23 protein-coding genes are annotated in these 23,819 nt (G+C 65.0%); 16 read left to right on the plus strand and 7 right to left on the minus strand.

Annotation, left to right across the window (positions count from 1 at the left end; translation table 11 throughout):
- Position 1 precedes the first annotated feature (1 nt).
- The 14 genes from AB7531_RS30035 to AB7531_RS30100 are packed head-to-tail and all read left to right on the plus strand — an operon-like array spanning position 2 to position 14,594.
- Positions 2 to 835, plus strand: a complete 834-nt coding sequence (locus AB7531_RS30035) for a phosphoenolpyruvate hydrolase family protein (RefSeq protein ID WP_063984343.1) — start codon at positions 2 to 4, stop codon at positions 833 to 835.
- Between the two features lie 25 nt (positions 836 to 860).
- Positions 861 to 3,773, plus strand: coding sequence for a flotillin family protein (locus AB7531_RS30040; RefSeq protein WP_063984344.1), 2,913 nt, complete (start codon positions 861 to 863; stop codon positions 3,771 to 3,773).
- A 9-nt stretch (positions 3,774 to 3,782) separates the two neighbouring features.
- Positions 3,783 to 4,220, plus strand: coding sequence for an SRPBCC family protein (locus AB7531_RS30045; RefSeq protein WP_014496426.1), 438 nt, complete (start codon positions 3,783 to 3,785; stop codon positions 4,218 to 4,220).
- A gap of 5 nt (positions 4,221 to 4,225) precedes the next feature.
- On the plus strand, positions 4,226 to 4,669 hold the full coding sequence (locus AB7531_RS30050) for an SRPBCC family protein (RefSeq protein WP_063986523.1): 444 nt from the start codon (positions 4,226 to 4,228) through the stop codon (positions 4,667 to 4,669).
- Between the two features lie 2 nt (positions 4,670 to 4,671).
- Positions 4,672 to 5,490, plus strand: coding sequence for an FAD binding domain-containing protein (locus AB7531_RS30055; RefSeq protein ID WP_063984345.1), 819 nt, complete (start codon positions 4,672 to 4,674; stop codon positions 5,488 to 5,490).
- A 6-nt stretch (positions 5,491 to 5,496) separates the two neighbouring features.
- A complete protein-coding gene (locus tag AB7531_RS30060) occupies positions 5,497 to 5,973 on the plus strand; it encodes a (2Fe-2S)-binding protein (RefSeq protein ID WP_038941740.1) in 477 nt (158 codons plus the stop codon).
- Between the two features lie 11 nt (positions 5,974 to 5,984).
- Positions 5,985 to 7,577 (plus strand): xanthine dehydrogenase family protein molybdopterin-binding subunit, encoded by a 1,593-nt coding sequence (locus tag AB7531_RS30065; protein WP_063984346.1) that lies wholly within the window; start codon positions 5,985 to 5,987, stop codon positions 7,575 to 7,577.
- Complete coding sequence (locus AB7531_RS30070) at positions 7,577 to 8,599, plus strand: xanthine dehydrogenase family protein molybdopterin-binding subunit (RefSeq protein WP_014496431.1); 1,023 nt, start codon at positions 7,577 to 7,579, stop codon at positions 8,597 to 8,599. Before AB7531_RS30065 ends, AB7531_RS30070 begins: the two co-directional genes overlap by 1 nt.
- 8 nt (positions 8,600 to 8,607) lie before the next feature.
- Complete coding sequence (locus AB7531_RS30075; protein WP_063984347.1) at positions 8,608 to 9,489, plus strand: AAA family ATPase; 882 nt, start codon at positions 8,608 to 8,610, stop codon at positions 9,487 to 9,489.
- Positions 9,486 to 10,607, plus strand: a complete 1,122-nt coding sequence (locus AB7531_RS30080; protein WP_231144503.1) for a vWA domain-containing protein — start codon at positions 9,486 to 9,488, stop codon at positions 10,605 to 10,607. Before AB7531_RS30075 ends, AB7531_RS30080 begins: the two co-directional genes overlap by 4 nt.
- Positions 10,604 to 11,488, plus strand: a complete 885-nt coding sequence (locus tag AB7531_RS30085; protein ID WP_063984348.1) for an amidohydrolase family protein — start codon at positions 10,604 to 10,606, stop codon at positions 11,486 to 11,488. The genes AB7531_RS30080 and AB7531_RS30085 overlap by 4 nt, the downstream gene beginning before the upstream one ends.
- A gap of 30 nt (positions 11,489 to 11,518) precedes the next feature.
- The gene (locus AB7531_RS30090) at positions 11,519 to 12,367 is read left to right on the plus strand and encodes an N-acyl homoserine lactonase family protein (RefSeq protein ID WP_028147221.1); all 849 of its coding nucleotides are present in this window, start codon (positions 11,519 to 11,521) and stop codon (positions 12,365 to 12,367) included.
- Between the two features lie 22 nt (positions 12,368 to 12,389).
- On the plus strand, positions 12,390 to 13,964 hold the full coding sequence (locus AB7531_RS30095; protein ID WP_063984349.1) for an isochorismatase family protein: 1,575 nt from the start codon (positions 12,390 to 12,392) through the stop codon (positions 13,962 to 13,964).
- A gap of 3 nt (positions 13,965 to 13,967) precedes the next feature.
- Positions 13,968 to 14,594, plus strand: coding sequence for an FMN-dependent NADH-azoreductase (locus AB7531_RS30100; protein ID WP_063986524.1), 627 nt, complete (start codon positions 13,968 to 13,970; stop codon positions 14,592 to 14,594).
- Between the two features lie 71 nt (positions 14,595 to 14,665).
- Here the strand turns inward: AB7531_RS30100 and AB7531_RS30105 are convergent, their stop codons facing one another.
- From AB7531_RS30105 to AB7531_RS30130, 6 genes are read right to left on the minus strand one after another with little or no spacing between them, the layout of a single operon-like run.
- Complete coding sequence (locus AB7531_RS30105) at positions 14,666 to 15,715, minus strand: LacI family DNA-binding transcriptional regulator (RefSeq protein WP_063986525.1); 1,050 nt, start codon at positions 15,713 to 15,715, stop codon at positions 14,666 to 14,668.
- Positions 15,712 to 16,356 (minus strand): ThuA domain-containing protein, encoded by a 645-nt coding sequence (locus AB7531_RS30110; protein ID WP_014496439.1) that lies wholly within the window; start codon positions 16,354 to 16,356, stop codon positions 15,712 to 15,714. Before AB7531_RS30110 ends, AB7531_RS30105 begins: the two co-directional genes overlap by 4 nt.
- 10 nt (positions 16,357 to 16,366) lie before the next feature.
- Complete coding sequence (locus AB7531_RS30115) at positions 16,367 to 17,464, minus strand: Gfo/Idh/MocA family protein (protein WP_063984350.1); 1,098 nt, start codon at positions 17,462 to 17,464, stop codon at positions 16,367 to 16,369.
- 22 nt (positions 17,465 to 17,486) lie between these two features.
- Positions 17,487 to 18,335, minus strand: a complete 849-nt coding sequence (locus AB7531_RS30120; protein WP_063984351.1) for a carbohydrate ABC transporter permease — start codon at positions 18,333 to 18,335, stop codon at positions 17,487 to 17,489.
- Positions 18,328 to 19,269: a carbohydrate ABC transporter permease gene (locus AB7531_RS30125; protein ID WP_063984352.1), complete on the minus strand. Its 942-nt coding sequence runs from the start codon at positions 19,267 to 19,269 to the stop codon at positions 18,328 to 18,330. The genes AB7531_RS30120 and AB7531_RS30125 overlap by 8 nt, the downstream gene beginning before the upstream one ends.
- Positions 19,270 to 19,271: 2 nt before the next feature.
- Complete coding sequence (locus tag AB7531_RS30130) at positions 19,272 to 20,531, minus strand: extracellular solute-binding protein (RefSeq protein WP_063984353.1); 1,260 nt, start codon at positions 20,529 to 20,531, stop codon at positions 19,272 to 19,274.
- A gap of 167 nt (positions 20,532 to 20,698) precedes the next feature.
- On the opposite strand from AB7531_RS30130, the gene AB7531_RS30135 reads away from it, so the two are divergent.
- Positions 20,699 to 21,457 (plus strand): SDR family NAD(P)-dependent oxidoreductase, encoded by a 759-nt coding sequence (locus AB7531_RS30135; protein ID WP_063984354.1) that lies wholly within the window; start codon positions 20,699 to 20,701, stop codon positions 21,455 to 21,457.
- Positions 21,458 to 21,622: 165 nt separating this feature from the next.
- Here AB7531_RS30135 and AB7531_RS30140 read toward each other — a convergent pair whose 3' ends face one another.
- Positions 21,623 to 22,408 (minus strand): alpha/beta hydrolase, encoded by a 786-nt coding sequence (locus AB7531_RS30140; RefSeq protein WP_063986526.1) that lies wholly within the window; start codon positions 22,406 to 22,408, stop codon positions 21,623 to 21,625.
- A gap of 377 nt (positions 22,409 to 22,785) precedes the next feature.
- Between AB7531_RS30140 and AB7531_RS30145 the strand changes: the two genes are divergently transcribed.
- Entirely contained in the window at positions 22,786 to 23,793 is a 1,008-nt protein-coding gene (locus AB7531_RS30145; protein WP_441280210.1) for an alpha/beta fold hydrolase, read from the plus strand.
- Positions 23,794 to 23,819: the final 26 nt, after the last annotated feature.

The raw sequence follows: 23,819 nt of genomic DNA on the forward strand, positions 1-23,819 counted from the left end.
GATGGCCCGGTTTGAACGCGCAGAACTGTTGAAACGCTTCCGCGACATGGCAAAGCGCGGCGAGCCCATCATCGGCGGCGGCGCCGGCACCGGCCTGTCGGCCAAGTGCGAGGAAGCCGGTGGCGTCGATCTCATCGTCATCTACAATTCCGGCCGCTATCGCATGGCCGGCCGCGGCTCGCTTGCGGGATTGATGGCTTATGGCGACGCCAACGCCATCGTGCTGGAGATGGCCGGCGAAGTGCTGCCCGTCGTGACCAAAACGCCAGTGCTCGCTGGAGTCAATGGCACGGATCCGTTCCGCGACATGGACGTTTTCCTGGACCAGTTGAAGGCGCTCGGTTTCGCCGGCGTGCAGAACTTTCCGACCGTCGGCCTGATCGACGGCGTGTTCCGCGCCAATCTCGAAGAGACCGGCATGTCCTACGCGCTCGAGATCGACATGATCGCCAAGGCGCGCGAGAAGGACCTGCTGACGACGCCCTACGTCTTTACCGAGAAGGAAGCCGCCGCGATGGCGATCGCGGGCGCGGATATCATCGTCTGTCACCTCGGCCTGACGACCGGGGGCACCATCGGCGCGCAGACCGCGCCGAAGCTCAAGGATTGCCCGGCGCGCATCGACACCTGGGCCTCCGCCGCGCTCAGCGTCAATCCGGACATTCTGGTGCTCGCCCACGGCGGACCGATCGCCGATCCGGACGACGCCGATTTCATCATGAAGAACACCCGCTACTGCCACGGCTTTTACGGCGCCTCCTCGATGGAGCGGCTGCCGGTCGAGCGGGCGCTGACGGATCAGGTACGCAAATTCAAGGCGATCGGCGCGCGATAACGCCGGAAGGTCGAGGGAGGGAAATATGTCAGGGACTCTGGTCGGTGAATTGATCCTCTGGCTGATCGTCGCCATCGTGGTGATCGTGGTCGGCGTCTACATCGTGAACTGGCTCTACCATCGCTCGTCCAAGGAGACCTCATTCGTCCGGACCGGCCTGCTCGGCGAGCGCGTCGTGATCAACGGCGGCGCGTTCGTGCTGCCCTTCATCCACGACTACACGCCGGTCAACATGAACGTGCAGCCGATGGGCATCGTGCGCTCCCGGCAGGACGCCGTGATCACCCGGGACCGCATGCGCGTCGACATCGAGGCCGACTTCTATGTCCGCGTTCAGGCGACCCGCGAAGCCGTGTCCATCGCCGCCGCCACGCTCGGCCGCCGCACCATGGAGCCCGAGAAGCTCCACACCCTGCTCGCCGGCAAATTCATCTCCGCGATCCGTTCGATTGCCTCGGAGATGACCCTGGAACAGATGCACGAGCAACGCGGCGAGTATGTGGCCCGCGTCAAGGCGAACGCGGCCGAGGCCCTCGCTCAGAACGGACTCGAGCTGGAGTCCGTCGCGATCACCGATCTCGACCAGACCGATCTCGAATTCTTCAATCCCTCGAACCGCTTCGACGCCGAAGGTCTGACACGCCTGATGGAGGACATCGAGGCCAAGCGCAAGCTGCGCAACGACATCGAGCAGGATTCGATGATCAAGATCCGCTCCCGGAATCTGGAGGCCGAGCGACAGGCCCTCGAGATCGAGCGCGAAAGTGAGACGGCGCGCCTCGAGCAGGAGCGTGACATCGAGATGCGCCGCGCCCTGCAACGCACCGAGGTCGCGCGTGAGCGGGCCCTGCGCGAGACCGAGGCCGAGCAGGCGCAGATTTCCGCGCGGGAGACCATCGAGAAGGCACGCATCGCCAACGACCAGGCGATCGCGGAAGCCCGCATCGCCTCGGAGCGCGAGACGCGCCAACGGGAGATCGAGCGCACCCGCACCATCGAAGAGAAGGAATTGCTCGCCCGCGAGGAGATCGAGAAGACCCGGATCGCCAACCAGCGCTCGATCGACACCAGCCGCATCGCCTCTGAGCGCGAGGTGCGCCAGCGCGAAATCGAGCGGATGCGTACTATCGAAGAAGCCGAGATCGCCGCCCGCGAGGCGATCGAGAAAGCGCGTATCCAGCAGGACCGGGTGGTGACCGACGCCCGTATTGCCAACGAGGAAGAGACACGGCGCCGCGAGATCGAGCGGACCCGCGCCGTGGACGAAGCCGAGATCGCCGCCCGCGAAGCGACCGAAAAGGCCCGCATCGCCCAGACCATGATTGTCAATGTCGAGCGCATCGCGTCAGACGAGCGCACCCGCGCGCTTGAGATCCAGCAGGTGCGCACGATCCAGGAAGCCGAGATCGAGGCCCAGCGCGCGGTCGAGGCCGCGCGCATCGCCCGTGAGCGGACACTTGCCGCCGAGCGCATCGCCGCTGAGCAGAATACGCGGCAATTGGAGATCGAGCGGAACCAGGCACTCGACGTCGCGGGAATCGCGGCACGCGAGGCGACGGAAGCCACCCGTATCGCCCAGGAGGAACGAGTTCGTTCGCTCGAGATCGCCCGCAACCGCGCCGTCGAGGAAGCCGATATCGCCTCCCGCGAAGCGATCGAGGCCGCGCGCATCGCGCAGGAGAAGGCGATCGCGGCCGAGCGGATCCAGGCCGACAGGGAGACCAAGGCGCTGGAGATCGAGCGGACCGCCGCAGTCGAGGCAGCCGACCTCAAGCGTCGCGACGTAATCGAGCGCCAGCGCATCGGCGTCGATCTCGCGCTGGAGTCCGAGCGGATCAATTCGTCCAAGAAGCGCGAAGTGCTCAATATCGAGCAGAAGAAGGCAATCGAGATCGCGGACGAAGACCGCGTCATCGCGCTCTCCACCAAGCGCTCGGAACGCATCGACGCCGACCGCCAGGTCAAGCAGGCCGAGATCGTCGCACGCAAGGACGTCGAGACCACCGACGTCTCGCGCGAGCAGGCGCTGGAGGCGGCGCGGATCGAACGCCGCCGCTCGATCGAGCAACTCGAGGTCGCCCGCGTCCAGTCGCTCCAGGAAGCCGAGATTGCCGCACGCGAGGAGGTCGAGCGCGCCCGCATTGCCTCCGACCGCGGCCTGGATGAGGCCCGCATCGGCCGTGAGCGCGAGTTGCGGAAGCTCGAAGTCAATCGCGAGAAAGAGGTCGAGACCGTTCTGATGGAGAAGGCGATCGCGATCCACCTGAAGTCGCTGGAAGAATCCGCCGCCCGGGCCTCGGCCGAGGAAGCGCGGATACATGCGACGGAGGCCACCGAGCGCGTCATCACCGCACGTGAAAACGAGATCGCCAGGCGTCGCAAGAGCGTGGAAATCGTGATCGCCGAGAAGCAGGCCGAGGAAACCCGAATTGCAGCCGAAGCCGAGCGCGTTCGCGCGGCCGTGGAAGCCGAGGCGCAGCGGCTGCTCAACGAGGCCGAGAACGTGCTGACCGACCAAGCCCGCTACTCCCTATTCCGCAGAAAGCTGCTCGACCGCATCGAAGGCATCGTGCGCGAGAGCGTCAAGCCGATGGAGAAGATCGAGGGCATCCGCATCCTCCAGGTCGACGGCCTCAACGGCAACGGCCATGGTGGCAATGGCGGCCGCAGCGCCACCGACGAGGTGATCGACTCGGCGCTACGCTACCGCGTGCAGGCGCCGCTCATCGATTCGCTTCTGGCGGATATCGGCGTCGAGGGCGGCAGCCTCGCCAAGATGCCGGGCCTGATCCGCGAGGCCCGCGACATGCAAGGCATCAAGGAGTCCGCCCGCAAGGGCGGCGGTGGAGGCGGAGGCGGCGAGAAGCCGGCTGCAGCTCCCTCGCCTTCCACCGAGGGCGAGCCGCCCGCGGAGCGCAGCCCCCGGAAGAAGAGCTGAGGTCACATCATGGCCCGCGTCTATGTCTCAACCGTCGTCAATGCGCGCAATGATCGCGTCTGGGCGCGGGTGCGCGACTTCAACGGCATGCCGAACTGGCATCCCGCGATCGCGGAAAGCCGCATCGAGGGCGGCGAGCCCTCGGACAAGATCGGCTGTGTCAGGGATTTTCGCCTGCGCAACGGCGACCGCATCCGCGAGAAGCTGCTCGGCCTTTCCGACTACGACATGTTCTGCACCTATTCGATCCTGGAATCCCCCATGGGCGTCGAGAACTACGTCGCGACGTTACGGCTGACGCCGGTCACCGACGGCGACCAGACCTTCATGGAATGGACCGCCGAGTTCGACTGCGCACCCGAACGGGAAGCGGAGCTCGTCGGCAATATCGGCGGCGGCGTGTTCCAGGGCGGCTTCGACGCCCTCAAGCGCCAGTTCGGAGGGTGAGCTCCGTGCCGCATATCGTGAAAAGCACGATCCTGGATGCACCGACCGATGCGGTGTGGGACGTGCTGCGCGATTTCAACGGACACGATCGCTGGCATCCGGCGGTCGCGACCTCCACGATCGAGCGCGCGCACTCTCCTGACAAGATCGGCTGTGTCAGGCGCTTCAAGCTGCAGGACGGATCGGAGCTGCGCGAGCAATTGCTGGCGCTCTCCGATCTCGAGCAGACCTTCAGCTATTGCCTGCTCGATACGCCGGTGCCGATGTTCAACTACGTGGCGCACGTCCGGCTGCTGCCGGTGACCGACGGCGACCGCACCTTCTGGCACTGGGAGTCGCGCTTCAGCACCCGGCCGGAGGACCGCGATCGCATCGTCCACATGGTCGCGGAAGACATCTATCAAGCCGGCTTCGAGGCAATCCGCCGGCACCTGAAGGAGGCGGCATAGCAATGGCCGTGACAGTGAAGACTTTTGCCAGCACCAGCGAAGCGGCCGGCGCGCTGTCGGCAGATCGCGGCGCACGCTATCTCGGCGGCGGCACGCTGGTGATGCGGGCGCTGAACGAGGGTGACGTCTCCGTCTCGACCGTCATCCGCGCCAGCGACCAAGCCCTGACCCGGATCGACGCGTCGGGCCCGCGCGTGACGCTCGGAGCCGGCATCACCTTCGCAAAAATCCTCGCCGAGCGCGACCTCGGCTTCCTGCACGCCCCTGCCCGCTCGATCGGCGGACCCGCGGTGCGCAACATGGGCACGGTCGGGGGCAACCTGTTCGCGCCAAGTCCCTATGGCGACTTCACGGTGGCGCTGCTTGCGCTCGATGCCACCGTCGCCGTGCAGGGCGGCTTTGGCACGCGCGACATCGCCATCGAAGAGTTCTTGCAGTCGCGCGAGCGGCAGGCCGGCACGCTGGTGCTCTCGGTGTCCTGCGCACGGCCGGCGAGCGCGGACGCCTTCCGCTACCACAAGGTCGCTCGTATCAAGCCAAAGGGCGGCTCCGTCATTACGCTCGCAGCCCATCTGCCGATCAGCGGCGGACGGATCGCCGGGGCACGGATCGCGCTGGGCTCGATGGCGCCGACCCAGATTCGGGCACGCGCCGCCGAGCGTGTGCTCGAGGGTCGTTCGCTGGATGCCGCGACCATCGGAGCGGCGGCGTCCGCCGTCACCGAGGGCGCCTCCCCCTTCGACAATGCGCTCGGCAGCGCCTGGTATCGCCGCGAGATCGCCGGCGTCCATCTGCGCCGTCTCCTCTCGGGTCAGGAATAGCTCGTCATGGCCAAAACCGCCCTGCAATTTCGTCATAACGGCCGCGACGTCGCGATCTTCGTCGATGGCGGCACCAATCTGCTGGTGGCTCTGCGCGAACTGATCGGCGATATGACGCCGAAATTCGGCTGCGGCCAGGGCGGCTGTGGCACCTGCAGTGTGCTGATCGACGGCGAGTTGCACCTGTCATGCCTGACGCTGGCGGAAACCGTCGCCGGCCGATCGGTCGAGACGCTCGACGGCCTCAAGCAGGGCCCGAACCTGCATCCGCTCCAGCGTGCCTTCGCCGACAATTTCGCCGCCCAATGCGGCTATTGCACGCCGGGCATGCTGATGGCCGCAAAGGCGCTGCTCGATCGCAATCCGCAGCCTAGCCGCGCTGAGGTCGTCGAGGCGATCTCCGGCAACATCTGCCGCTGCACCGGCTACGAACCCATCATCGATGCCATCCTCGCCGCTTCGGGCGGCCGGGCCAGTGCCTAAAGGATCTTGTCATGCTGGAACTGCGCAAGGACATCTTCGCCGACGAGCGCGACGACAATCTCAATGAGATCGGCAAGGGCACCCAGCGCCAGGACATGCTCGGCCATGTCACGGGCACGTCGAGCTATTTCAACGATCACAAGCTTCAGGGCATGCTGCATCTGAAAGTGGTCCGCTCGACGCAGGCGCACGCGCGGTTGCGCCATATCGACACCACGGAAGCCGAACGCTCGCCCGGCGTACGCCGGATCATCCGCGGCGCCGACGTGCCGCGCAATCTCAACACGCTTCTCAGCCTCATCAACTTTGGCAAGGACGACGAGCCTACGCTGGCGGCGGACAAGGTCCGCTACAAGGGTGAACCGGTCGTCGCCATCGTCGCGGACAGCGAGCGCGAGGCGTTCGAGGCGATCGCAAAGGTGCGGATCGACTACGAGCCGCTGCCGGTCGTGCTCGACGTCGAGGACGCGCTCAAGGCCGGGGCGCCCGTCGTCAACGAGACCTATCCGAAGAACGCCTTCATCTATCACGACGTCCATGATCACCAGAAGCTGCGCTTCGGCGATGCCGACGCCGCGCTCGCGACCGCCGACCACGTGCTCGAACAGCGCTACCAGATGTCTCCGATCGAGCACGCGCCGACCGAAACCAATGGCGCGATCGCTGCGCCCGACACCAACGGGCGCTACGTCGTCTACACCTCGACGCAGGCGCTGTTCTTCTCGGTCGACACCTGCGCCAAGATCCTGGACCTGCCTTCCAACACCTTTCACTTCATCGGCGGCACGGTCGGCGGCGGCTTTGGCGGCAAGGTGGATACGCTGACCGAGCCGCTCGCGATCCTGGGCGCGATGCTGACCGGGCGTCCCGTCCGCTATGTGTTCGGCCGCGAGGAGGAGATGCAGTACGGCCCGCCCCGCGGGGCCGAGCGCATCTACATCAAGGACGGCGTGATGCGGGATGGCCGTGTCATCGCGCGAAAAATCCGCGCCTATTTCGACAGCGGCGCCTATACGAGGCTTTCCAGCTACGCCGCCGTGAAATGCGCCGCGCATCTGCCCGGGCCATACACTATCCCCAATGTCTATGGCGACGTCTATTGCGTCTTCACCAACCGGACGCCCGCGACGGCGATGCGCGGTTTCGGCGTCACCGCGATGGATTTTGCGATCGAGTGCCAGATGGACAAGCTGGCGAACCTCGTCGGCATGGACCCGATGGAGTTCCGGATCCTCAATGCCTATCGCGACGGCGACATGAAGGCGCATCGGCGTGAAGCCAAGAACACCGCACTGATCGAATGCGTCCAGGTCGCCGCCGAGAAGGCGAAATGGCCGATCCGAGAGGAGTTCAAGCGAGCGTCGTCGCGCAAGGACGGCGGCGGCAGCCGTGCCGTTATCCCGCCGACACCGACGGATTCGCGCAGCCGGCCGGCCGCGCCAGTCCAGCAGCGCACCAGCTATGACCGGCTCCCACCCACCGTCACCCGCGAACCACCGCGCGAGCCGCCGCCCCCCGCGCCGTCGCCACCTCCACCGCGGCCGGCCGCGCCCTCGCATGGCGCGCCCCGCTTCTCCTCCGTGTTCGGCACCAGGAGACGCTGATGACCCGGCATCGCGGACGCGGCATGGCGTCGATCAACTATCCCATCGGCATGAATCTCGGCGGCGATCCCAGCCAGGCGTTGGTTCATTCCAACCCGAGCGGCAAGTTCACGGTGGCGCTGTCGTCGATCGACCTTGGCCAGGGCATGAAGTCGGTGACGCGGCAGATTTGCGCGGAGACGCTGGGCGTTCCTGTCGAGGACGTCTATGTCGACACTGCGGATTCCGACACCGGTCCGCATTGCATGGGCTCCTTCGCCTCGCGCGGCACCCATCGCGTCGGCAATGCGGTGATGGCCGCGGCGCGCGAGGCGCGCGGTGTGATGATGGAGGCGGCCGCCGAGGAGCTCGAGGTCAACGCCGCCGATCTCGAAACTGACGGGCGCGGTAACATTCACGTCAAGGGTGCGCCGCATCGCTCGATCTCGACCAAGGACGTCGCCATCGCCGCCCAGTTCAAGCAGGGCAAGACCATCTCCGGCCGCGGCATATTCCTCGTGCCCCTGTCCAACGTCGACCCCGAAACCGGCGAGATGTCTCCGGCGACCTGCTACGCCCATGCCTGTCTCGTGGCGGAGGTCGAGGTCGACGACGAGACCGGTGAAGTCGCGATGGTCCGCATGGACTCCGCCTATGAGCTCGGCCGCGCGCTCAATCCGCGCCTGGTCGAGCAGCAGCTCGTGGGCGGCGCGTGGATGGGCATCAGCCACGCGCTGTACGAGACGACGGAGCCTCACTATCCCGACCCCGTTCACGGCCCCCGCGACTTCGTCGAATACCTGATGCCCGGCCCGGGCGACATTTGCCCGCACGATATCGCCGTGCTGGAGCGCCCCGCGCCAGATGGCCCGTTCGGCGCCAAGGGACCGGGCGAAATGTGCGCCAATCCTGTGCTGCCGGCTGTCGCGAATGCGATTTTCAACGCCGTCGGCGTCCGCATCGACGATCTGCCGATTACGCCGGAAAAGGTGCTGCGCGCGATCAAGACCCAGGGCGGCGCGCGGCCACAGGCGCGACGCTGAGACTGGCCATGGCAGTTCGCAGCAACATCGTTGGCATCGACAGCCCCGAAGCGCTGGAGAAGGCGCTTCGGGCGGCCTATTACCTCGCCGATGAAGGGCTCGCGACCGCGGCCTATCTCGGCCTTGCCCTCGGCAAACCGCTCCTGCTCGAGGGCGCCCCCGGCGTCGGCAAGACCGAGGCCGCGAAGGCCATCGCCGCCGTCCTCGGCCGCCGCCTCATTCGCCTGCAATGCTACGAGGGCATCGACGCCTCGGCCGCGCTCTACGAGTGGAACTATCCACGCCAGATGCTCGCGATCCGCCAGGCTGGCGACGAGAGCATCGACATCTATGGCGAGACGTTTCTGATAGAGCGGCCGATGCTGGCGACGCTTCGCGCGCCCGACTCCACCGTGCTGCTGATCGATGAAATCGACCGCGCCGACCAGGAGTTTGAGGCGTTCCTGCTCGAATTTCTCTCGGACTTCCAGATTTCGATCCCCGAACGCGGCACAGTGCGCGCGGCCGAACGTCCTGTCGTCGTGCTGACATCGAATCGAACGCGCGACCTGCACGAAGCCTTGCGCCGCCGCTGTGTCTACCACTGGATCGACTATCCCACCGAAGAGCGGGAGGCGCGTATCGTGATGCTGCGGGCCTCCAGCGTCGCCGAGGCGACCGCGCGGGCCGTCGTCGCGGCCGTCGGCAAATTGCGCCGCGAGCCGCTCAGCAAGGCACCAGGCATCGCGGAAGCCGTCGACTGGGCTGAAGCGGCGACGCTCCTTCACAAGGGCGGTGCGCGCTGGCCCGACGCCTTCAGGCGCTCGATCGGCGTGGCGCTGAAAGACGAGGAAGACCTGCACTTCATCTCGCCACGGCTCGACGTCATGCTCGCGGAGGCAACCGCATGAGCACCGAGCCGGAGCTTCCGCGCGCCGCCCGCATCTTCGTCTCCTTCGTCGCGCTGCTGCGCGCCAACGGCTTTGCCGTCGCGCCCGAGCAGACCACCTCCTATCTCGCCGCGATCGAGCTGCTCGGGCCGCGCGACCTCAACGACATCAGGCAATCGGCTCTGGCCACGCTCGCCCCGCCACCCGAGCGCCGCACGACCTTCGACCGGCTGTTCGACCTGCACTTCCGCGGCAGCGAAGCCATCGAACATGTCGATGACGGCGAGGACGACGAGACTGTCCGGCTCCAGGAAGAGGGCCGCGGCGAACAGGACCCCCTGTTTTCCGACGAAGCCAACGAATCCGGCCTCAGTGCGACGCGCACCGAGGCGCTGGTGGAGCGCCGCTTCGCCCAGCTCTCCGCCACCGACGCGCTCCGCCGCCTGGCGCGCGAGGCCTCCCGGCGCCTGCCGCAGCGTCGCGGCCACCGGCGCATGCGCGCCCGCCGCGGGCCGTTTGCCGACCTTCGCCGAACCCTGCGCGAGTGTGTCCGGAACGACGGCGAGATCCTGCGGCTCGGGCACCTGAAGCGGCGCCCGCGCCGACGAAAACTCCTGCTGCTGATTGACGTCTCCGGCTCGATGAAGACGCGCACCGAGGAGAACATGAAGCTCGCGCATGCGCTGGTACAGGCCGCGCCCAATGTCGAGGTCTTCACCTTCGGCACGCGGCTGACCCGCGTCACCCGCCCATTGCGCCTCAAGCGTCGCGAGCAGGCGCTGAGCGCGGCGGCGCACCTCGTCAGCGACTGGGATGGCGGCACCCGCATCGGCGACGCGCTGCAAGCCTTCCTCGCGGTGCCGCGGTTCGGTGGTTACGCGCGAGGCGCGGCCGTCGTCGTCGTGTCGGACGGGCTGGAGCGCGGCGAAGTCCATGCGTTACGCGACGCGGTCGCAAAGCTGTCGCGGCGCGCCTGGCGCGTGAGCTGGCTGACGCCGCTCGCGACGGGCCCGGACTTCCGCCCGCAGACCGAGGCGCTGGTGGCCATAGAGCGCTTCGTCGATGATCTCGTGGATGGCGGTTCAAGCGCGTCGATTGTCGCGCACATTCTGACGTTGGGACGGAGGAGAGCGGCGTGAGCGACATTGTCGACGGCCATCATCACATCTGGCGGCAGGCCGACCTGCCCTGGCTGACCGGCCCAATGCAGCCGCGCATCTTTGGACCCTACGAGCCGATCCGTCGCGATTATCCGATCCGGGAATATCTCGACGACCTCAAGGACACCGGCGTCACCCGTTCGGTCTATGTCCAGACCAACTGGGCCAACGACCGTTTCGAGGATGAAGCCGCCTGGGTCCAACAGACTGCCGACGAGCACGGCTGGCCGCATGCCATCGTCGCCTACGCCGATTTCGCCGTCGACGACGTGCGCCCGCAACTCGATCGCCTGAAGCGCTACCCGCTCGTGCGCGGCGTGCGCATGCAGCTGCACTGGCACGACAATCCGCTCTATCGCTTCGCGGCCAAGCCCGATCTCTGCGTCCATCCCATGGTCCGCCGCAACATCGCACGCCTGGCCGACTACGGCTGGAGCTTTGACCTCCAGGTCTTCACGCCGCAGATGCCGGACGCGGCGCAACTCGCCGAGTCCTGCCCCAGGGTGACCTTCATCCTCCAGCATGCCGGCATGCTGGAAGACCTCTCGCCGGCGGGCCGGGCCGCCTGGCGCGCCGGGATGGCCCGGCTCGCGGTCTGTCCGAACGTGGTCTCAAAACTCTCCGGGCTCGGCACCTTCATCCATCGCAACGATCCCGCACACATCGCGGCCGTCCTTACCGATACCGTCGCGATTTTCGGCGCGGAGCGCTGCCTGTTTGGCTCCAATTTTCCGATCGAGAAATTGTGGACCAGCTATCGGGAGCTCGTCGACGCCTTTCGTGCCGCAGCCGCGAGGCTGACGACCGAGCAGCAGGACGCAATTTTCGGGACGACGGCAACGCGCGTCTACCGGCTTTGACAGACAAGAACAGAACAGGGAGGGAAACGAATGGCGCTGGAGATCAAGATCCTGGACTATGGCGATATCGAGCTGGAATCGAGCTTTCTGGTCCTCGGCCGCGACTGCGGCCGCACGCGCCGCGTCCTCACCCTCGGCTTTCTGATCCTCGGCGGCAAATATCCGGTCGTGGTCGATACCGGTTACCGCTCCAACCAGATCATGGAAACGCTCGGGATGCGCGGCCTGCAATACCATGAGCACATGATCGAGAACCAGCTCGCCCGCCACGGCGTGCGCATGGGCGACGTCCGCTTCGTCTGCCACACCCATCTGCACATCGACCACGCCGGCAAGGACGATCTGTTTCCGATGAATACGACCGTCGTCCTCAACCGGAAAGAACTCGAATATTCCGTCTCCGGCTTGATGCATCCGCAATATCCGGCGCCCGACATCAAGCATCTCATCGACCGACTGCACACCAAGAGTGCGCTGCGCTTCCTCGACCTCGAGATCACAGGTCCTATCGAGCTGATGCCCGGCGTCTATTGCGATGCGGCCAATGCACATACCGAGGGATCGATGAACGTCATCGTCGAGACTGCCGACGGCATCGCGACGATCTGCGGCGACGTGATCTACGACTTCAACGACCAGATCGTCACGCCATTCAACGAGATCCACGACTGGGAGCCGCGGACGACGGGAAACCACGGCACCAGCAAGCGGGCCGAGAAGGCATCGATCAAGAAACTGCTCAGCAATTCGCGCTATCTGCTGCCGGTGCACGACAGGCCGGCCAAGATCGAGGGCGGCATGGTCGTCGGACGGCTGCACGACCAGGTCCCCGGCCCGATCGTGCAGTCGCTGCCTGCGCGCAACTGGTTCCCTGCCTGACGTGACCTGAGGATATCGACCGATGACGCACGTCACCTTGCGCTCCGAATTCGAGAGCCTGATCGACCCCTACGCGCCGGTCGCGCAGGTCGGAACGGGTTTTGACTTCACGGAGGGGCCGATCTGGCATCCGGTCGATCACTATCTCCTGTTCTCGGACATGCCGGGCGACGTGCGGCGGCGCTGGGATGCGCGGCGCGGCGTCGCGGAGGTCAAGCGCCCGTCGAACAAATGCAACGGCATGACCTACGATGCCGAGCTCAATCTGATCGTCTGCGAGCACGCGACCTCGTCGCTGATCCGTGAGCGACCGGACGGGCGGCGCGAGGTGCTGGCCTCGCACTTCCAGGGACAGGAGCTCAACAGCCCCAACGACGTCTGCGTGCACTCCTCCGGTGCCATCTATTTCTCCGATCCCTGGTATGGCCGCATGCCGGTCTATGGTGTCGAGCGGCCGCGCCAGCTCGGCTTCCAGGGCGTCTATCGCGTCATGCCCGGCGGCGAGCCGACGCTCGTGGTGGACCGCAATTTGTTCGACCAGCCGAACGGGCTGTGCTTCTCGCCCGACGAGAAACTGCTCTATGTCAACGACACCGTGCAGGCGCTGATCCGCGTATTCGACGTCAACGGCGACGGCTCGCTGTCGAACGCGCGCGTGTTCGCGAGCGGCATCCGCTCCGAGCTGGAGCCGGGCCTGCCCGACGGCATGAAGTGCGACCAGCATGGCAATGTCTGGGTCACCGCCCCCGGCGGTGTCTGGGTCTATTCGCCGCGCGGCGAGTTGCTGGGGAAGGTCCGCGTGCCTGAGCTCGTCGCCAACCTTGCCTGGGGTGGCCCGGATTTCCGCACGCTCTATCTGACGTCGACGCATTCGGTCTATGCGATCCCGACCAAGGCCGGGCCGCGTCATGAGCCCTATATGAGCGGCAAACGCGGCAGCGGCGGCGCAAGCGCCGGCCCCGCGGCTGCGGCGCCCATCCTCGCCGACGGCGAGATGCGGCTCGATCCGAGCCGCTGCGCCATGATCATCCAGGATCTTCAGAACGACGTCATCATGGATGGCGGCGCATTCGCCGAGTCAGGCGCACCGGGTCATGCGAAGCAACAGCATGTGGTCGAGAACGTCCGGCGCTTGGCGGAGACAGCTCGCGCGCGCGGCGTCGCCATCATCCATGTCTGGTTCGTGGTCGAGCCCGGCGCACCCGGCGTGACGCTGAACGCACCGCTGTTCGAGGGTCTCGTCGACAGCAAGGCGATGGTGCGCGGCAGCTGGGGCGCCGCCCCGGTCTCCGGCCTCGAGCCGCGGCCCGGCGATTTCGTCGTCGAGAAGATGCGGATGAGCGCCTGGGAGGGCACCCGGCTAGAGACGATCCTCAAGGCCACGGGGCGCGACATGATCATCAATACCGGCGCATGGACCAACATGTCGGTCGAGCACACCGCGCGCACCGGCGCCGACAAGGGCTATTTCATGATTGTGCCGGAAGACTGCTGCTCGACCATGAATGCCGACTGGCACTCCGCCTCGATCAATTTTGCCATGCAGAACGTCGCAATCGTCACCCGGGCGGACGCCGTCATCAGAGCGCTGGGATGAGTGGTGGCAAAGCTTTTGCACCTCTCCTGCTCGCCCCGCGCCGACTCCGAGTCGAGCGCCGGCGCGCGCGTCTTTCTTGACGGGTTTCGGCAGGCCCGTCCGGACTGGGATATCGACGTCGTGGATCTCTGGCGCGAGCGGCTGCCGGAATTCGCAGGTCCCATCGTCGAGGCCAAATATGCGCGCATGAAGGCGCAGCCCTTCAACGACGCGCAACGGGACAGCTTTGCCGAGGCCGAGCGGATGGCGCTGCGCTTTTCACTGGCCGATCGGGTGCTGATCTCGACGCCGATGTGGAACTTCAGCATTCCCTACAAGCTCAAGCAATGGTTCGATATCATCGTCCAGCCTGGGCTCACCTTTCGGTTCGATCCCTCCCTGGGATATCTCCCGCTGCTGAAGGACCGGCCGACCACGGTGATCCTCGCCAGTGGCAGCGATTTCGCCACCGGAATGAACCGCGGGCGCATCGACATGGCAACGCCTTACCTGCGGGAAATTTTGCGCTTTATCGGTATCAGCAATGTCCGTTTCGTGCCGATCGGGCCAACCACCGGACCGCAACAGCCCATCGAGGCTGCCCGCGAAAGAGCCCATCAGCACCTCGCAGCAATGGCAGCGAACTTCTGAGCACCGTTGAGGCCGCTGCGTCGCTTCGCGACATCTATCGAAGCAAGCTGCGTATCACCTGCGAACGCTAATCACGGCAGGTTGTCCCGCAGAAAAATGTCGATTCGGATGCGCTCCTGGTCGGGGCTGATGGGCTCACCCGAACAATGCGCGAGCAGAACTCGCGCCGCAGACCGCGCCTCGTGACCGGGATCCTGGTTGATGATGGCATCGAGCGTGCCGCGGACCAGGAAACGCCGCGTGTACTGGGTCAGCTCGTGCGTGATCCAGACCACTTCGCGCGCGCGGCCCAAGGCCTCCAGCGCATTGGCGATGCCGCGGTTCCCGGCGCCACAGCAGTAGATGCCGCGGAGATCGGCGTGGCGCGCCAGCAGCGCGGCCGTGAGCTCCCGCGTGCGCTCGCTGTCGTCGCGGCCTTCGATCACCGGCAGCGCGAGCAGGTTCGGATACTCGCTGGACAGGATCTGGTGGAAGCCGAACTGCCGCTCGGTGTGATCGCGCAGCGATAACGATCCCGCGATCACGGCAACCTTCCCCTCGCGGCCGGCGAGGAAACGCCCCATCAGCGTTGCCGCAGTTCGCCCCGCGGCCGGGTTGTCGATACCGACATAATGCAGCCGCCGCGAGCTCGGCGCGTCCGACACCAGGGTCACCACGGCGACCCCGCGCGCGGCGAGCTCGTCGATCGCGGCGCGCACCCTGGGATGGTCGAGCGCGATGACGGCGACGCCCTGATAGGCCGGCGACAGGTTTTCCAACGCACCAGCGAGCACATCCGGATCGAACACGTCGACATGGAGGATATCGATGAAGCCGCGGTGGCCGGCGAGCCAGTCCGCGGTGCGTTGGACCTGCTCGGCCAGGTTGGTCATGAAGCTGTTGCTGCCGCTCGGCAGCACGAAGGCGAAGCGGAACGTCTGCCCGCGGGCGAGCCGCGCGGCCGCGACGTCGGCACGATAGCCGAGTTTTGCAACCGCAGCTTCGACACGCGCGACGGTCTTGGCACGCACGCCCTCGCGCCGGTTGACGACTCGGTCGACGGTAGCGAGCGAAACGCCCGCGGCGCGTGCGACGTCCTCAAGCGTAGCGCGAACCGTCGGCTGGGTCGCGCCAGCTGTCATTCCCGCGCCGCCCACAGCATGCCGCGGGTCATCAACGTGCGGATCTCCGGTACGTCGAGCTCGTAAGCGCGGTGGCCGAGCGAGGAGTAGAACACCCTGCCCGCGCCGTATCGCTTCTTCCAGACCACAGGCATCACCACGCCGTCGATCCAGGGCGCGTGCTCGCCCGTGAAGGTCGTCGTCGCCAGCACCTCGTTGGCGGGGTCGACATGCATGTAGTACTGCTCGGAACGATGCTCGAAACTCTTCAGCCCCTTCATGATGGGGTCATCCGGCTTCGTCAAGTCGACCTTGTAGTCGATGATGTTGCCGGGATGCGCGACCCACTGCCCGCCACACAGGAACTGGTAGTCGACGGACTCGCGGAACGCATCGCACATGCCGCCATGATGCCCGGCCAGCCCGACGCCGCCACGCACCGCCGCGCAGAGATTGAGCGCTTCCGCCTTCTCGATCTTCGACATAGTGTAGATCGGGATGATCAGCGACAGATCGTGGATCGCAGGATCGGCGAAAGCCGCCGTCGTGGTCTCGACCCGGACCTCGAAGCCTTCCGCCTTCAGCCAGCCGCGGATCATCGAGGCACAGAGATCGGGATCGTGTCCCGGCCAGCCGCCCCATACAATCATTGCCTTGCGCATGGTCATTCCCTCAGTCGATCTGTCCGGTTTCACGTCCGGCCGGCAGCATCGCCGGCCGCTCGACGCAGCTCCCGATCTTGACGCGGCGTCCTTCGTCGGCGGAGGTCTGGAATGCCTCCATCACCTCGAGCACATGGAAAGCGAGCGCGCCGCTGGCGCGATGCGGGCGGTTGTTCAGGATCGCGGAAGCCATGTCGGCCACACCGATGGAACGAAACTCGCCGTCGACATGACCGTGGGTCAGCGGCACCGGCTCCCATTCACCGCCAGTCTTCGCGACCTGCACCTCGCCGCCGAACCGGTTCGGGTCCGGCACCAGCATGCTGCCCTTGTCGCCATAGATCTCGATCGGCGCGTGCCGGTGCTTCGGCACGTCGAAGCTCATCGCGATCGAGACGACCGCCCCGCTCTCGAATTCGAGCGTGCCGGCGACATGGGTCGAAACCTCGACCGGAATCAGGGTGCCGTTCATCGGCTGGCTGGTGACCAGCCGTTCGGATTTCGGGCGCGCCGTCGAGCCCATCACGCTTGCGACCGGGCCAAGCAGCTGCACGAGATCCGTGATGTAGTACGGCCCCATGTCGAGCATCGGCCCTCCGCCGCGAAGGTAATAGAAGCCCGGCGACGGGTGCCAGCGCTCATGGCCAGGGCACCCGAAGAAGACGCTGCCCGCGACCGGCGTGCCTATCGCGCCATCGTCGATCAGCTTGCGCGCGGTCTGGTGGCCACCGCCAAGAAACGTATCGGGCGCGCAGCCGACGCGAAGGTCCTTCTGCGCGGCGAGATCCATCACCTTGCGGGCTTCCGCAACGTTGATGCCGAGCGGCTTCTCGGAATGAACGTGCTTGCCCGCGTTCAGCACCGCGAGGCTGACGTCGGTGTGGGCGAGCGGCACCGTGAGATTGATGACGATCTCGACATCCTCTCGCTTGAGCAGTTGATCGACCCGCATCGCCGGCAGCCCGAAGGCGGCACCCTGCCGCTCCGCCGCATCGCTGCTCATATCGGCGAGCGCCTTGATTTCCATGACCGGAAAGCGCTGGGCCGCCTTCAGATAGGCGGTGCTGATATTGCCGCAGCCGATGATTCCGATGCCGACTTTTCTCATTGTGATCTCCGTAAGGTATCGTTCATCCCTTGACCGCGCCTGCGGTGAGGCCGGCGACGATGTGCTTCTGCGCCAGAAGAAAGAGAATGATGGTTGGCAGGATGGTCAGCGTGATGAAGGCCAGGATCAGGTTCCATTCGGACGAATACTCACCCTGATAAACCATGATGCCGAGCGGCCAGGGATAGAGCGCATCGGTGTTGAGCATCACCAGCGGCAACAGATAGGCGTTCCAGCTGTTGACGAAAGTGATGGTCCCGACGGTCGCCAGGATCGGTCGCGACAACGGCAGCGTCACATAGCGGAAGAATTTGATGTAGCTGCAGCCGTCGACCAGCGCGGCCTCGAGCAGTTCATAGGGAATGTCCTTGAAGAAACGCCGCAGCAGCAGCACGCTCATCGCGAGGCCGAAGGCCACCTGCGGCAGCGCCACGCCAAAATAGGTATCGAGCAGCCCGAGATCGCGCACCTTGATGAACAGCGGCAGCACCGCGGTCGCCGCCGGAAACAGCAGGCCGAGCGTCAGGTAGCTCAGCAGCATCGATGAGCCGTAGAACCTGACATGGGCGAAGGTGAACGCCGCCATCGAGGCGACGATCAGGGTCAGGGTCACCGTAAGCGTCGAGATGATCAGGGAGTTGCGCAGAAGCTGCCAGTAGCGTGCGGAGAACAGGATGTCGGCATAATTCTGCCACTCCCAGTGACGTGGCAGGCCGAACGGATTGACGCGCAATTCGCCGAGCGATTTGAAGCCGCCGAGCAAGGTCGCGAGCAGCGGCACCAGCACGAAGACGGCAACGACGGCGAGGAACACCGCCTTGAACAGCACGGCAGGATCGAACGGCGTACGACTGGTCTCGGTGCTACTCATCACGCATGAACCATCGCTTGTACGTGAAGGCAAAGGTCACGCAGATCGTGAACAGAATGACGCCGATGGCACTGCCATAGCCGACCCGCATGCGGGAGATGCCGTTGTTGTAGAGGAAGCTCACCAGCGTGTTCGAGGAGTCCGCGGGCCCCCCGCGCGTCAGCGGCATAACGAGGTCGAACAGCTGCAGCGAGCCGACGATGGCGAAGAACACCGAGAGCCGAATCGTCGGATAGAGCAAGGGGATGACCACATGTCGTAGGGCTTGCGAACGCGTCGCGCCGTCGATGCGCGCGGCCTCGATCAGGCTTTTGTCGAGGCCCTGGAGCGCCGCGATGAACAGCATCATGTGGAAACCGAAGTACTTCCAGACGACGACGATCAGCACAGCCAGCATGGCCGTGTCGGTCGAGGCCAGCAGATGCGGGGGCTCGGCGCCGAAGGTACGCCAGATCGAGGCGACAAGGCCGTAATCGCCGTCGTAGACGAAGCTGAAGATCAGCCCGGTCGCGATCTCGGCCAGGATATAAGGCATGAAGAACAGCATGCGCAGCGCCACCGCCCCGCGAAAGCGTTCGGCGAGCATCAAGGCCAGCGTGAGCGCAAGCGGCAGCTGGATGGCGAGCGAAACAGCGATGATCAGCCCGTTGTTGCGCAGCGCGAGCCAGAAGGCGCGTGTCTCCAACACGAAACGGTAATTGTCGAAGCCGATCCAGTTGGTCGGCCTGCCGAACCCGTTCCAGTTGAAGGCCGAGTACCAGGCCGCCTCGCCGATCGGCAGCACCACGAACAGCGTGAACAACAGCAGCGCCGGCGGCAGGAACAGGATCAGGACCGTCAGCCTGCCGTCCCAGCTCGGGCCGCGGTTGGCGACCCGCGGGACCAGCTCACCGGCAACGTCCATCGCCGACACGCTCGCGGCCCGGCGTGCCACCGTCAGTTACCCTGCTTCCACGCCGCCTCGATCGCCTTGGCCGCGTCTTGCGGGCTCATGCTGCCGCCGGCGATCTCGGCGGTGACGTCGTTGACGACGCGGCCAACCGAGGGGCCGAGGCTCTGGTCATAGAAGTTCTGGTGGTAGTTCGACTTCGCCAGATTGGCCGCGATCAGCTTCATGAAGGCGTTGTTGAGACCGGCATCCGCTCCCTGCACCACCGGGATGATGAAGTTGCCCGCAGCAAGCCGCGTCTGCACGTCCCTGGAGACGAAGTATTTCAGGAAATCGACGGCCTCCTTCGGCGAGCCCTTGGTGATCAGCCAGCCGGTGATGCCGCCAAGCGTATCGGTTGGCGCGCCCTTGCCGCCGGCCACGACCGGGAAGTCGAACCAGCAGATCTTGTCTTCGCTCAATCCGACCTTGTCGGCGGCAAGCGCACGCTGCAGATGATAGACGGTCGAGATCGCGAGCGTCATCGCCGCCTTGCCATCGCCGAAATAGCCGACGGCCTGCGGATTCTTGAAGCCGAGGAAACCGTTCTGGAACGGCTGCAGATCGACCAGCTGCTTGAACAGCTCGCCGGATTTCTGGAAGGTCTCGCCGGCGAAGCCACCATTCTCGCCCTTCAACGCCGCATCGAACGCCGCCTTGCCGCCGACGCGCACCGCCAGATGCGTCCAATAGAAGTGCAGCGGCCATTTGTCGGCCCCGCCGACCACGATCGGGGTCACGCCGGCGGCTTTCAACGTCTTCACCGCGGCAAGCAGATCGTCCCAGCTCTTGATCCCCGCAGGATCGACCTTTGCCTTGGCCATCAGCTCCTTGTTGCAGAGGAAGCCAACCTGCGACAGCGCGGTCGGAAGACCATAAACGCGGCCGTTGGCTGTAAAGGCGGCGAGCGCTGCCGGCGTGAGGCTATCGCTGTAACCCTTCACCTGATCGGTGATGTCGTCGAGGACGCCAGCCTCGATCTGCGTCTTCAGGACGCCGCCGGCCCAGCTGTAGATGATGTTCGGCCGGTCCTTGGATTGCAGGATGGTCGGCAGCTTGGCCTTGTAGGCCTCGTTCTCGAGGAACTGCATCTCGATCTTGGTGCCGGGATGCGACGCCTCATAGGCCCGCGCAACCTCCTCCCAGATCTTCACCTGGGCCGGATTGGCTTCGATGTGCAACCACTTGACCGTCGTGTCGGCCGCGGCGGAGTTGGCCCAAAGCAGGCATGCGGCGGCGGCGAGTCCCAGCTTCCCGAGCAGTCTCATCACATTCCTCCCAACCGGCTCTTATTCTTTGGCTGCAATCCTGCCTTCGATTTTTGAGGTACGCAACTAAAATTCTGATCTATGCACCTCACGCGGGGAATGGCTAAGGTTGGCGGGACAACTGGGCGGCGCCTCGCACCGCCCGCAACGCAACTTGAGAGGTGCCCATGGCCGCCGTTTATTCCGACCTTGCCGGCAAGGTCGTTCTCGTCACCGGTGGCGCATCGGGGATTGGGGCTGCGATCGTGCGGCGCTTCGCGCAGCAGAAATCCAATGTCGTGTTCTTCGACATCAAGGCCGACGAGGGCGAACGCCTCGCACGCGAGCTGTCGGATCAGGGTCTGGCTGCGCATTTCCAGCGCGTCGACCTGACTGACATCGCCGCGTTGCGCGCCGGCGTCGCCGAGGCGCGCAAAGCACACGGCGCGATCAATATCCTCGTCAACAATGCCGCACATGACGAACGGCACAAAACCGAGGAGATGACGCCGGAATACTGGGACGACCGCATCGCGGTGAACCTGAAGCACCAGTTCTTCGCCGCCCAAGCCGTGCTGCCGGACATGAAGGCGGCGAATGCCGGCGCCATCATCAATTTCGGCTCGGTGTCGTGGATGGCCGGTCAAGGCGGCATGGCCGCGTACACGGCCAGCAAGTCGGGCGTGGTCGGCCTGACGCGCTCCCTCGCGCGCGATTACGGTCCCTACAACATCCGCGTGAACGCGATCGCGCCGGGCTGGATCATGACCGAGCGCCAGCTCGAGAAATGGATGACGCCGGCGGGCGAGATCGAACTGCAGCAGCGACAGTGCCTGAAGCGTCGGCTGGTACCGGACGAGGTCGCGAAATTCACCCTGTTCCTCGCGTCCGACGAGGCCTCCGCCTGCACCGCTCAGCACTACGTCGTGGATGGCGGCTGGGTGTGAGATGCTTTGTGGGTCGTGGGCGGGACCAGAGCTCGAACCTGGTCCCCCCGCTGACTAAGATTCAGCTGGTGACTCCGTCCAGTTGTTTGCACAAGCCGAGGTCGCGACGCCTATTGGAAAAGATGCCAATGGCACTTTCAACCATATCGCACCGATAGCGATAGTTCAGCCGTGTTGCTGCGTGGCGTTCGGACCTGCGTTGGCGACGGCCTCGCGTATCATTCCGGCGACCAGCTTCGGCGCGGTGATCGGCGATGCATGATCGACTTTCTCGGAGCGAACCTGCGCACCCATCCGTCGTGCCAGGAATAGCTGTGTCGCCGGATTGATCATTCGATCCTCCTCGGCGACCAGGTACCACGACGGCTTTGCCTTCCATGCAGCTTTCAGAGCCTTTTCCTGGATTGCCGCGACGGCAATGGGACGCTGGATCGCAGCAAGGAGCGCAGCCTGCTCAGGTCGGGCATGCTGGCACCAGGCCGCGCCAAATCGGTCGTTCGGCATCCAGAGGAAACCATGACTGTCGGGGGTGAGTTTCGGCGCCTCCGGCGACGGCTTGTCGCGATAGAATATTTGCGCGACTGTTTCGCCTTCGTCGGGAGAGAGAGCCGAAATGAAGACCAGCGACCGCACTCTGTCCTGCGTGACCGCACCAATGACGGCGCCGGCATAGGCATGCGCGACAAGGACAACCGGCCCGTCGGTCCGCTCCAACGCTCGCTCAAGCGCCGCAACATCATCCGATAGCGATGTGAGCGGGATCGGCGCCGCCATCGTCTTCAGTCCCTCGGACTGCAGTAGCGTAATGACGTGCGCCCAGCTTGAACCGTCTGCCCAGGCGCCGTGGACGAGAACGACGGTGGCGTCCGTCCCCGCGGTTTCCGATCTTCTGCTGACGTCGCGGGCGACCTTCTTGCTCGCTCGGGGATCTGCAACCGCCGGCGCGATCACGCCGAATTGTGCTGCAGCTACTGTCGTTGCCGCAGCACCAACGAAACGCCGGCGATCGTGGTTGATTTCGTCGGACATGGATCCTCCATTGCTCTGGCGGCTTGCGTTGACGCACCTCCGCTTACCCTGACCTCCCGCTATTCGGCGACGCGACCAAATTGGTTACAGGCGGAGGATCATTCCAACGATCACTTCCCGACTGCTCCCCGCCTCTGCCCCATCGCGCCAGCGGGATGACCGAAATCATCAGCACGAACGGTTCAGTGACGCTAATCCTGCGAAAGCGCGCTTCCACGCAGGTGCTAACATGTCTCACCGCGTCGTCATTGAGGGGGCGTTTGCCAGGAGCGTCGCGCGAACCTCGAAGGACCTCAGGGATGACAGAAAAGACAAAGATCGAGCGCCGCACCTTCGTCCAGGTGATGACCGCTGCATCGAGCGCCGCTCTATCACTGGCGCTTCTACCGCGACGCGCGGCCGGCCAATCCCCAAACAATTCCACCTCGAACGCTTCCGATCTCTTCGAGACAAAGGAGATCAAGACCGATGACAACACCATTTTCATCAGGCGCTACGGGAGCGGATCCCCACTGCTCATGGTCCATGGATTTCCGCGAACCAGCCTGATGTGGCGTCATGTCGCGCCGCATCTCGCCGGTAATCGCACGGTCATCTGCGTCGATCTTCGTGGATATGGCCGCAGCGGCGTTCCCGCCTCTGCGGAGGATCACTATCCCTATACAAAGCGGGCGATGGCGAATGAGCTCGTCACCGTGATGGATAAGCTTGGCTTTTCCAAATTCGATCTGGTTGGACACGATCGCGGCGGTCGCGTTTCCTACCGCCTTGCGCTCGATCACCCGGAGAAGGCGCAGCGTCTCGCAGTGTTTGACGTGCTGCCGATCTCGGAAGCCTGGGGCCACGCCGACGCAAAGTTCGCCATGACCTACTGGCCATGGAGCCTACTCTCGCAGAAGGCACCGCTTCCCGAAAAATACCTGATCGGTGCGCCGGACGCGGTATTCGACAATCCCTTCGGCCAGGGCTCATTCGGCCCCGAAGTGAAAGCGGAATACATCGAAACCTACCGCGATCCGGCTCGGGTGCATGCGATCTGCGAAGAGTACCGCGCGGCCGCAACCCTGGATATCGAGCATGACAAGGCGGACCAGAAGGAAGGCAGGCGCATTAAGTGCCCTATGCTGCACCTCTGGGCTTCCGGCGGGCCGCTCGATACATTCTACGAGCAGAATGGCGGCGCATTGGGAATTTGGAAGAAGTGGGCCGACAACGTACAAGGTCGGGCCGTCAAGGGCGGTCACTTCTTTCCTGAGGAAAACCCTACCGACACAACGGAGCTTCTAACCAAATTCCTGTCGGCTTGAACGGCAGCTGACGCCCGCGCAGATTT

Origin of the sequence: Bradyrhizobium sp. 63_E2_N1_3 (assembly GCF_052076005.1) — a bacterium.
GTDB lineage: Bacteria > Pseudomonadota > Alphaproteobacteria > Rhizobiales > Xanthobacteraceae > Bradyrhizobium > Bradyrhizobium barranii.

Bases quoted from the DNA above. Each gene is read 5' to 3' on its own strand.
- AB7531_RS30035 (WP_063984343.1), top strand. From the start codon at position 2: ATGGCCCGGTTTGAACGCGCAGAACTGTTGAAACGCTTCCGCGACATG.
- AB7531_RS30040 (WP_063984344.1), top strand. From the start codon at position 861: ATGTCAGGGACTCTGGTCGGTGAATTGATCCTCTGGCTGATCGTCGCC.
- AB7531_RS30045 (WP_014496426.1), top strand. From the start codon at position 3,783: ATGGCCCGCGTCTATGTCTCAACCGTCGTCAATGCGCGCAATGATCGC.
- AB7531_RS30055 (WP_063984345.1), top strand. From the start codon at position 4,672: ATGGCCGTGACAGTGAAGACTTTTGCCAGCACCAGCGAAGCGGCCGGC.
- AB7531_RS30060 (WP_038941740.1), top strand. From the start codon at position 5,497: ATGGCCAAAACCGCCCTGCAATTTCGTCATAACGGCCGCGACGTCGCG.
- AB7531_RS30065 (WP_063984346.1), top strand. From the start codon at position 5,985: ATGCTGGAACTGCGCAAGGACATCTTCGCCGACGAGCGCGACGACAAT.
- AB7531_RS30070 (WP_014496431.1), top strand. From the start codon at position 7,577: ATGACCCGGCATCGCGGACGCGGCATGGCGTCGATCAACTATCCCATC.
- AB7531_RS30075 (WP_063984347.1), top strand. From the start codon at position 8,608: ATGGCAGTTCGCAGCAACATCGTTGGCATCGACAGCCCCGAAGCGCTG.
- AB7531_RS30080 (WP_231144503.1), top strand. From the start codon at position 9,486: ATGAGCACCGAGCCGGAGCTTCCGCGCGCCGCCCGCATCTTCGTCTCC.
- AB7531_RS30090 (WP_028147221.1), top strand. From the start codon at position 11,519: ATGGCGCTGGAGATCAAGATCCTGGACTATGGCGATATCGAGCTGGAA.
- AB7531_RS30095 (WP_063984349.1), top strand. From the start codon at position 12,390: ATGACGCACGTCACCTTGCGCTCCGAATTCGAGAGCCTGATCGACCCC.
- AB7531_RS30105 (WP_063986525.1), bottom strand. From the start codon at position 15,715: ATGACAGCTGGCGCGACCCAGCCGACGGTTCGCGCTACGCTTGAGGAC.
- AB7531_RS30110 (WP_014496439.1), bottom strand. From the start codon at position 16,356: ATGCGCAAGGCAATGATTGTATGGGGCGGCTGGCCGGGACACGATCCC.
- AB7531_RS30115 (WP_063984350.1), bottom strand. From the start codon at position 17,464: ATGAGAAAAGTCGGCATCGGAATCATCGGCTGCGGCAATATCAGCACC.
- AB7531_RS30120 (WP_063984351.1), bottom strand. From the start codon at position 18,335: ATGAGTAGCACCGAGACCAGTCGTACGCCGTTCGATCCTGCCGTGCTG.
- AB7531_RS30130 (WP_063984353.1), bottom strand. From the start codon at position 20,531: ATGAGACTGCTCGGGAAGCTGGGACTCGCCGCCGCCGCATGCCTGCTT.
- AB7531_RS30135 (WP_063984354.1), top strand. From the start codon at position 20,699: ATGGCCGCCGTTTATTCCGACCTTGCCGGCAAGGTCGTTCTCGTCACC.
- AB7531_RS30145 (WP_441280210.1), top strand. From the start codon at position 22,786: ATGACAGAAAAGACAAAGATCGAGCGCCGCACCTTCGTCCAGGTGATG.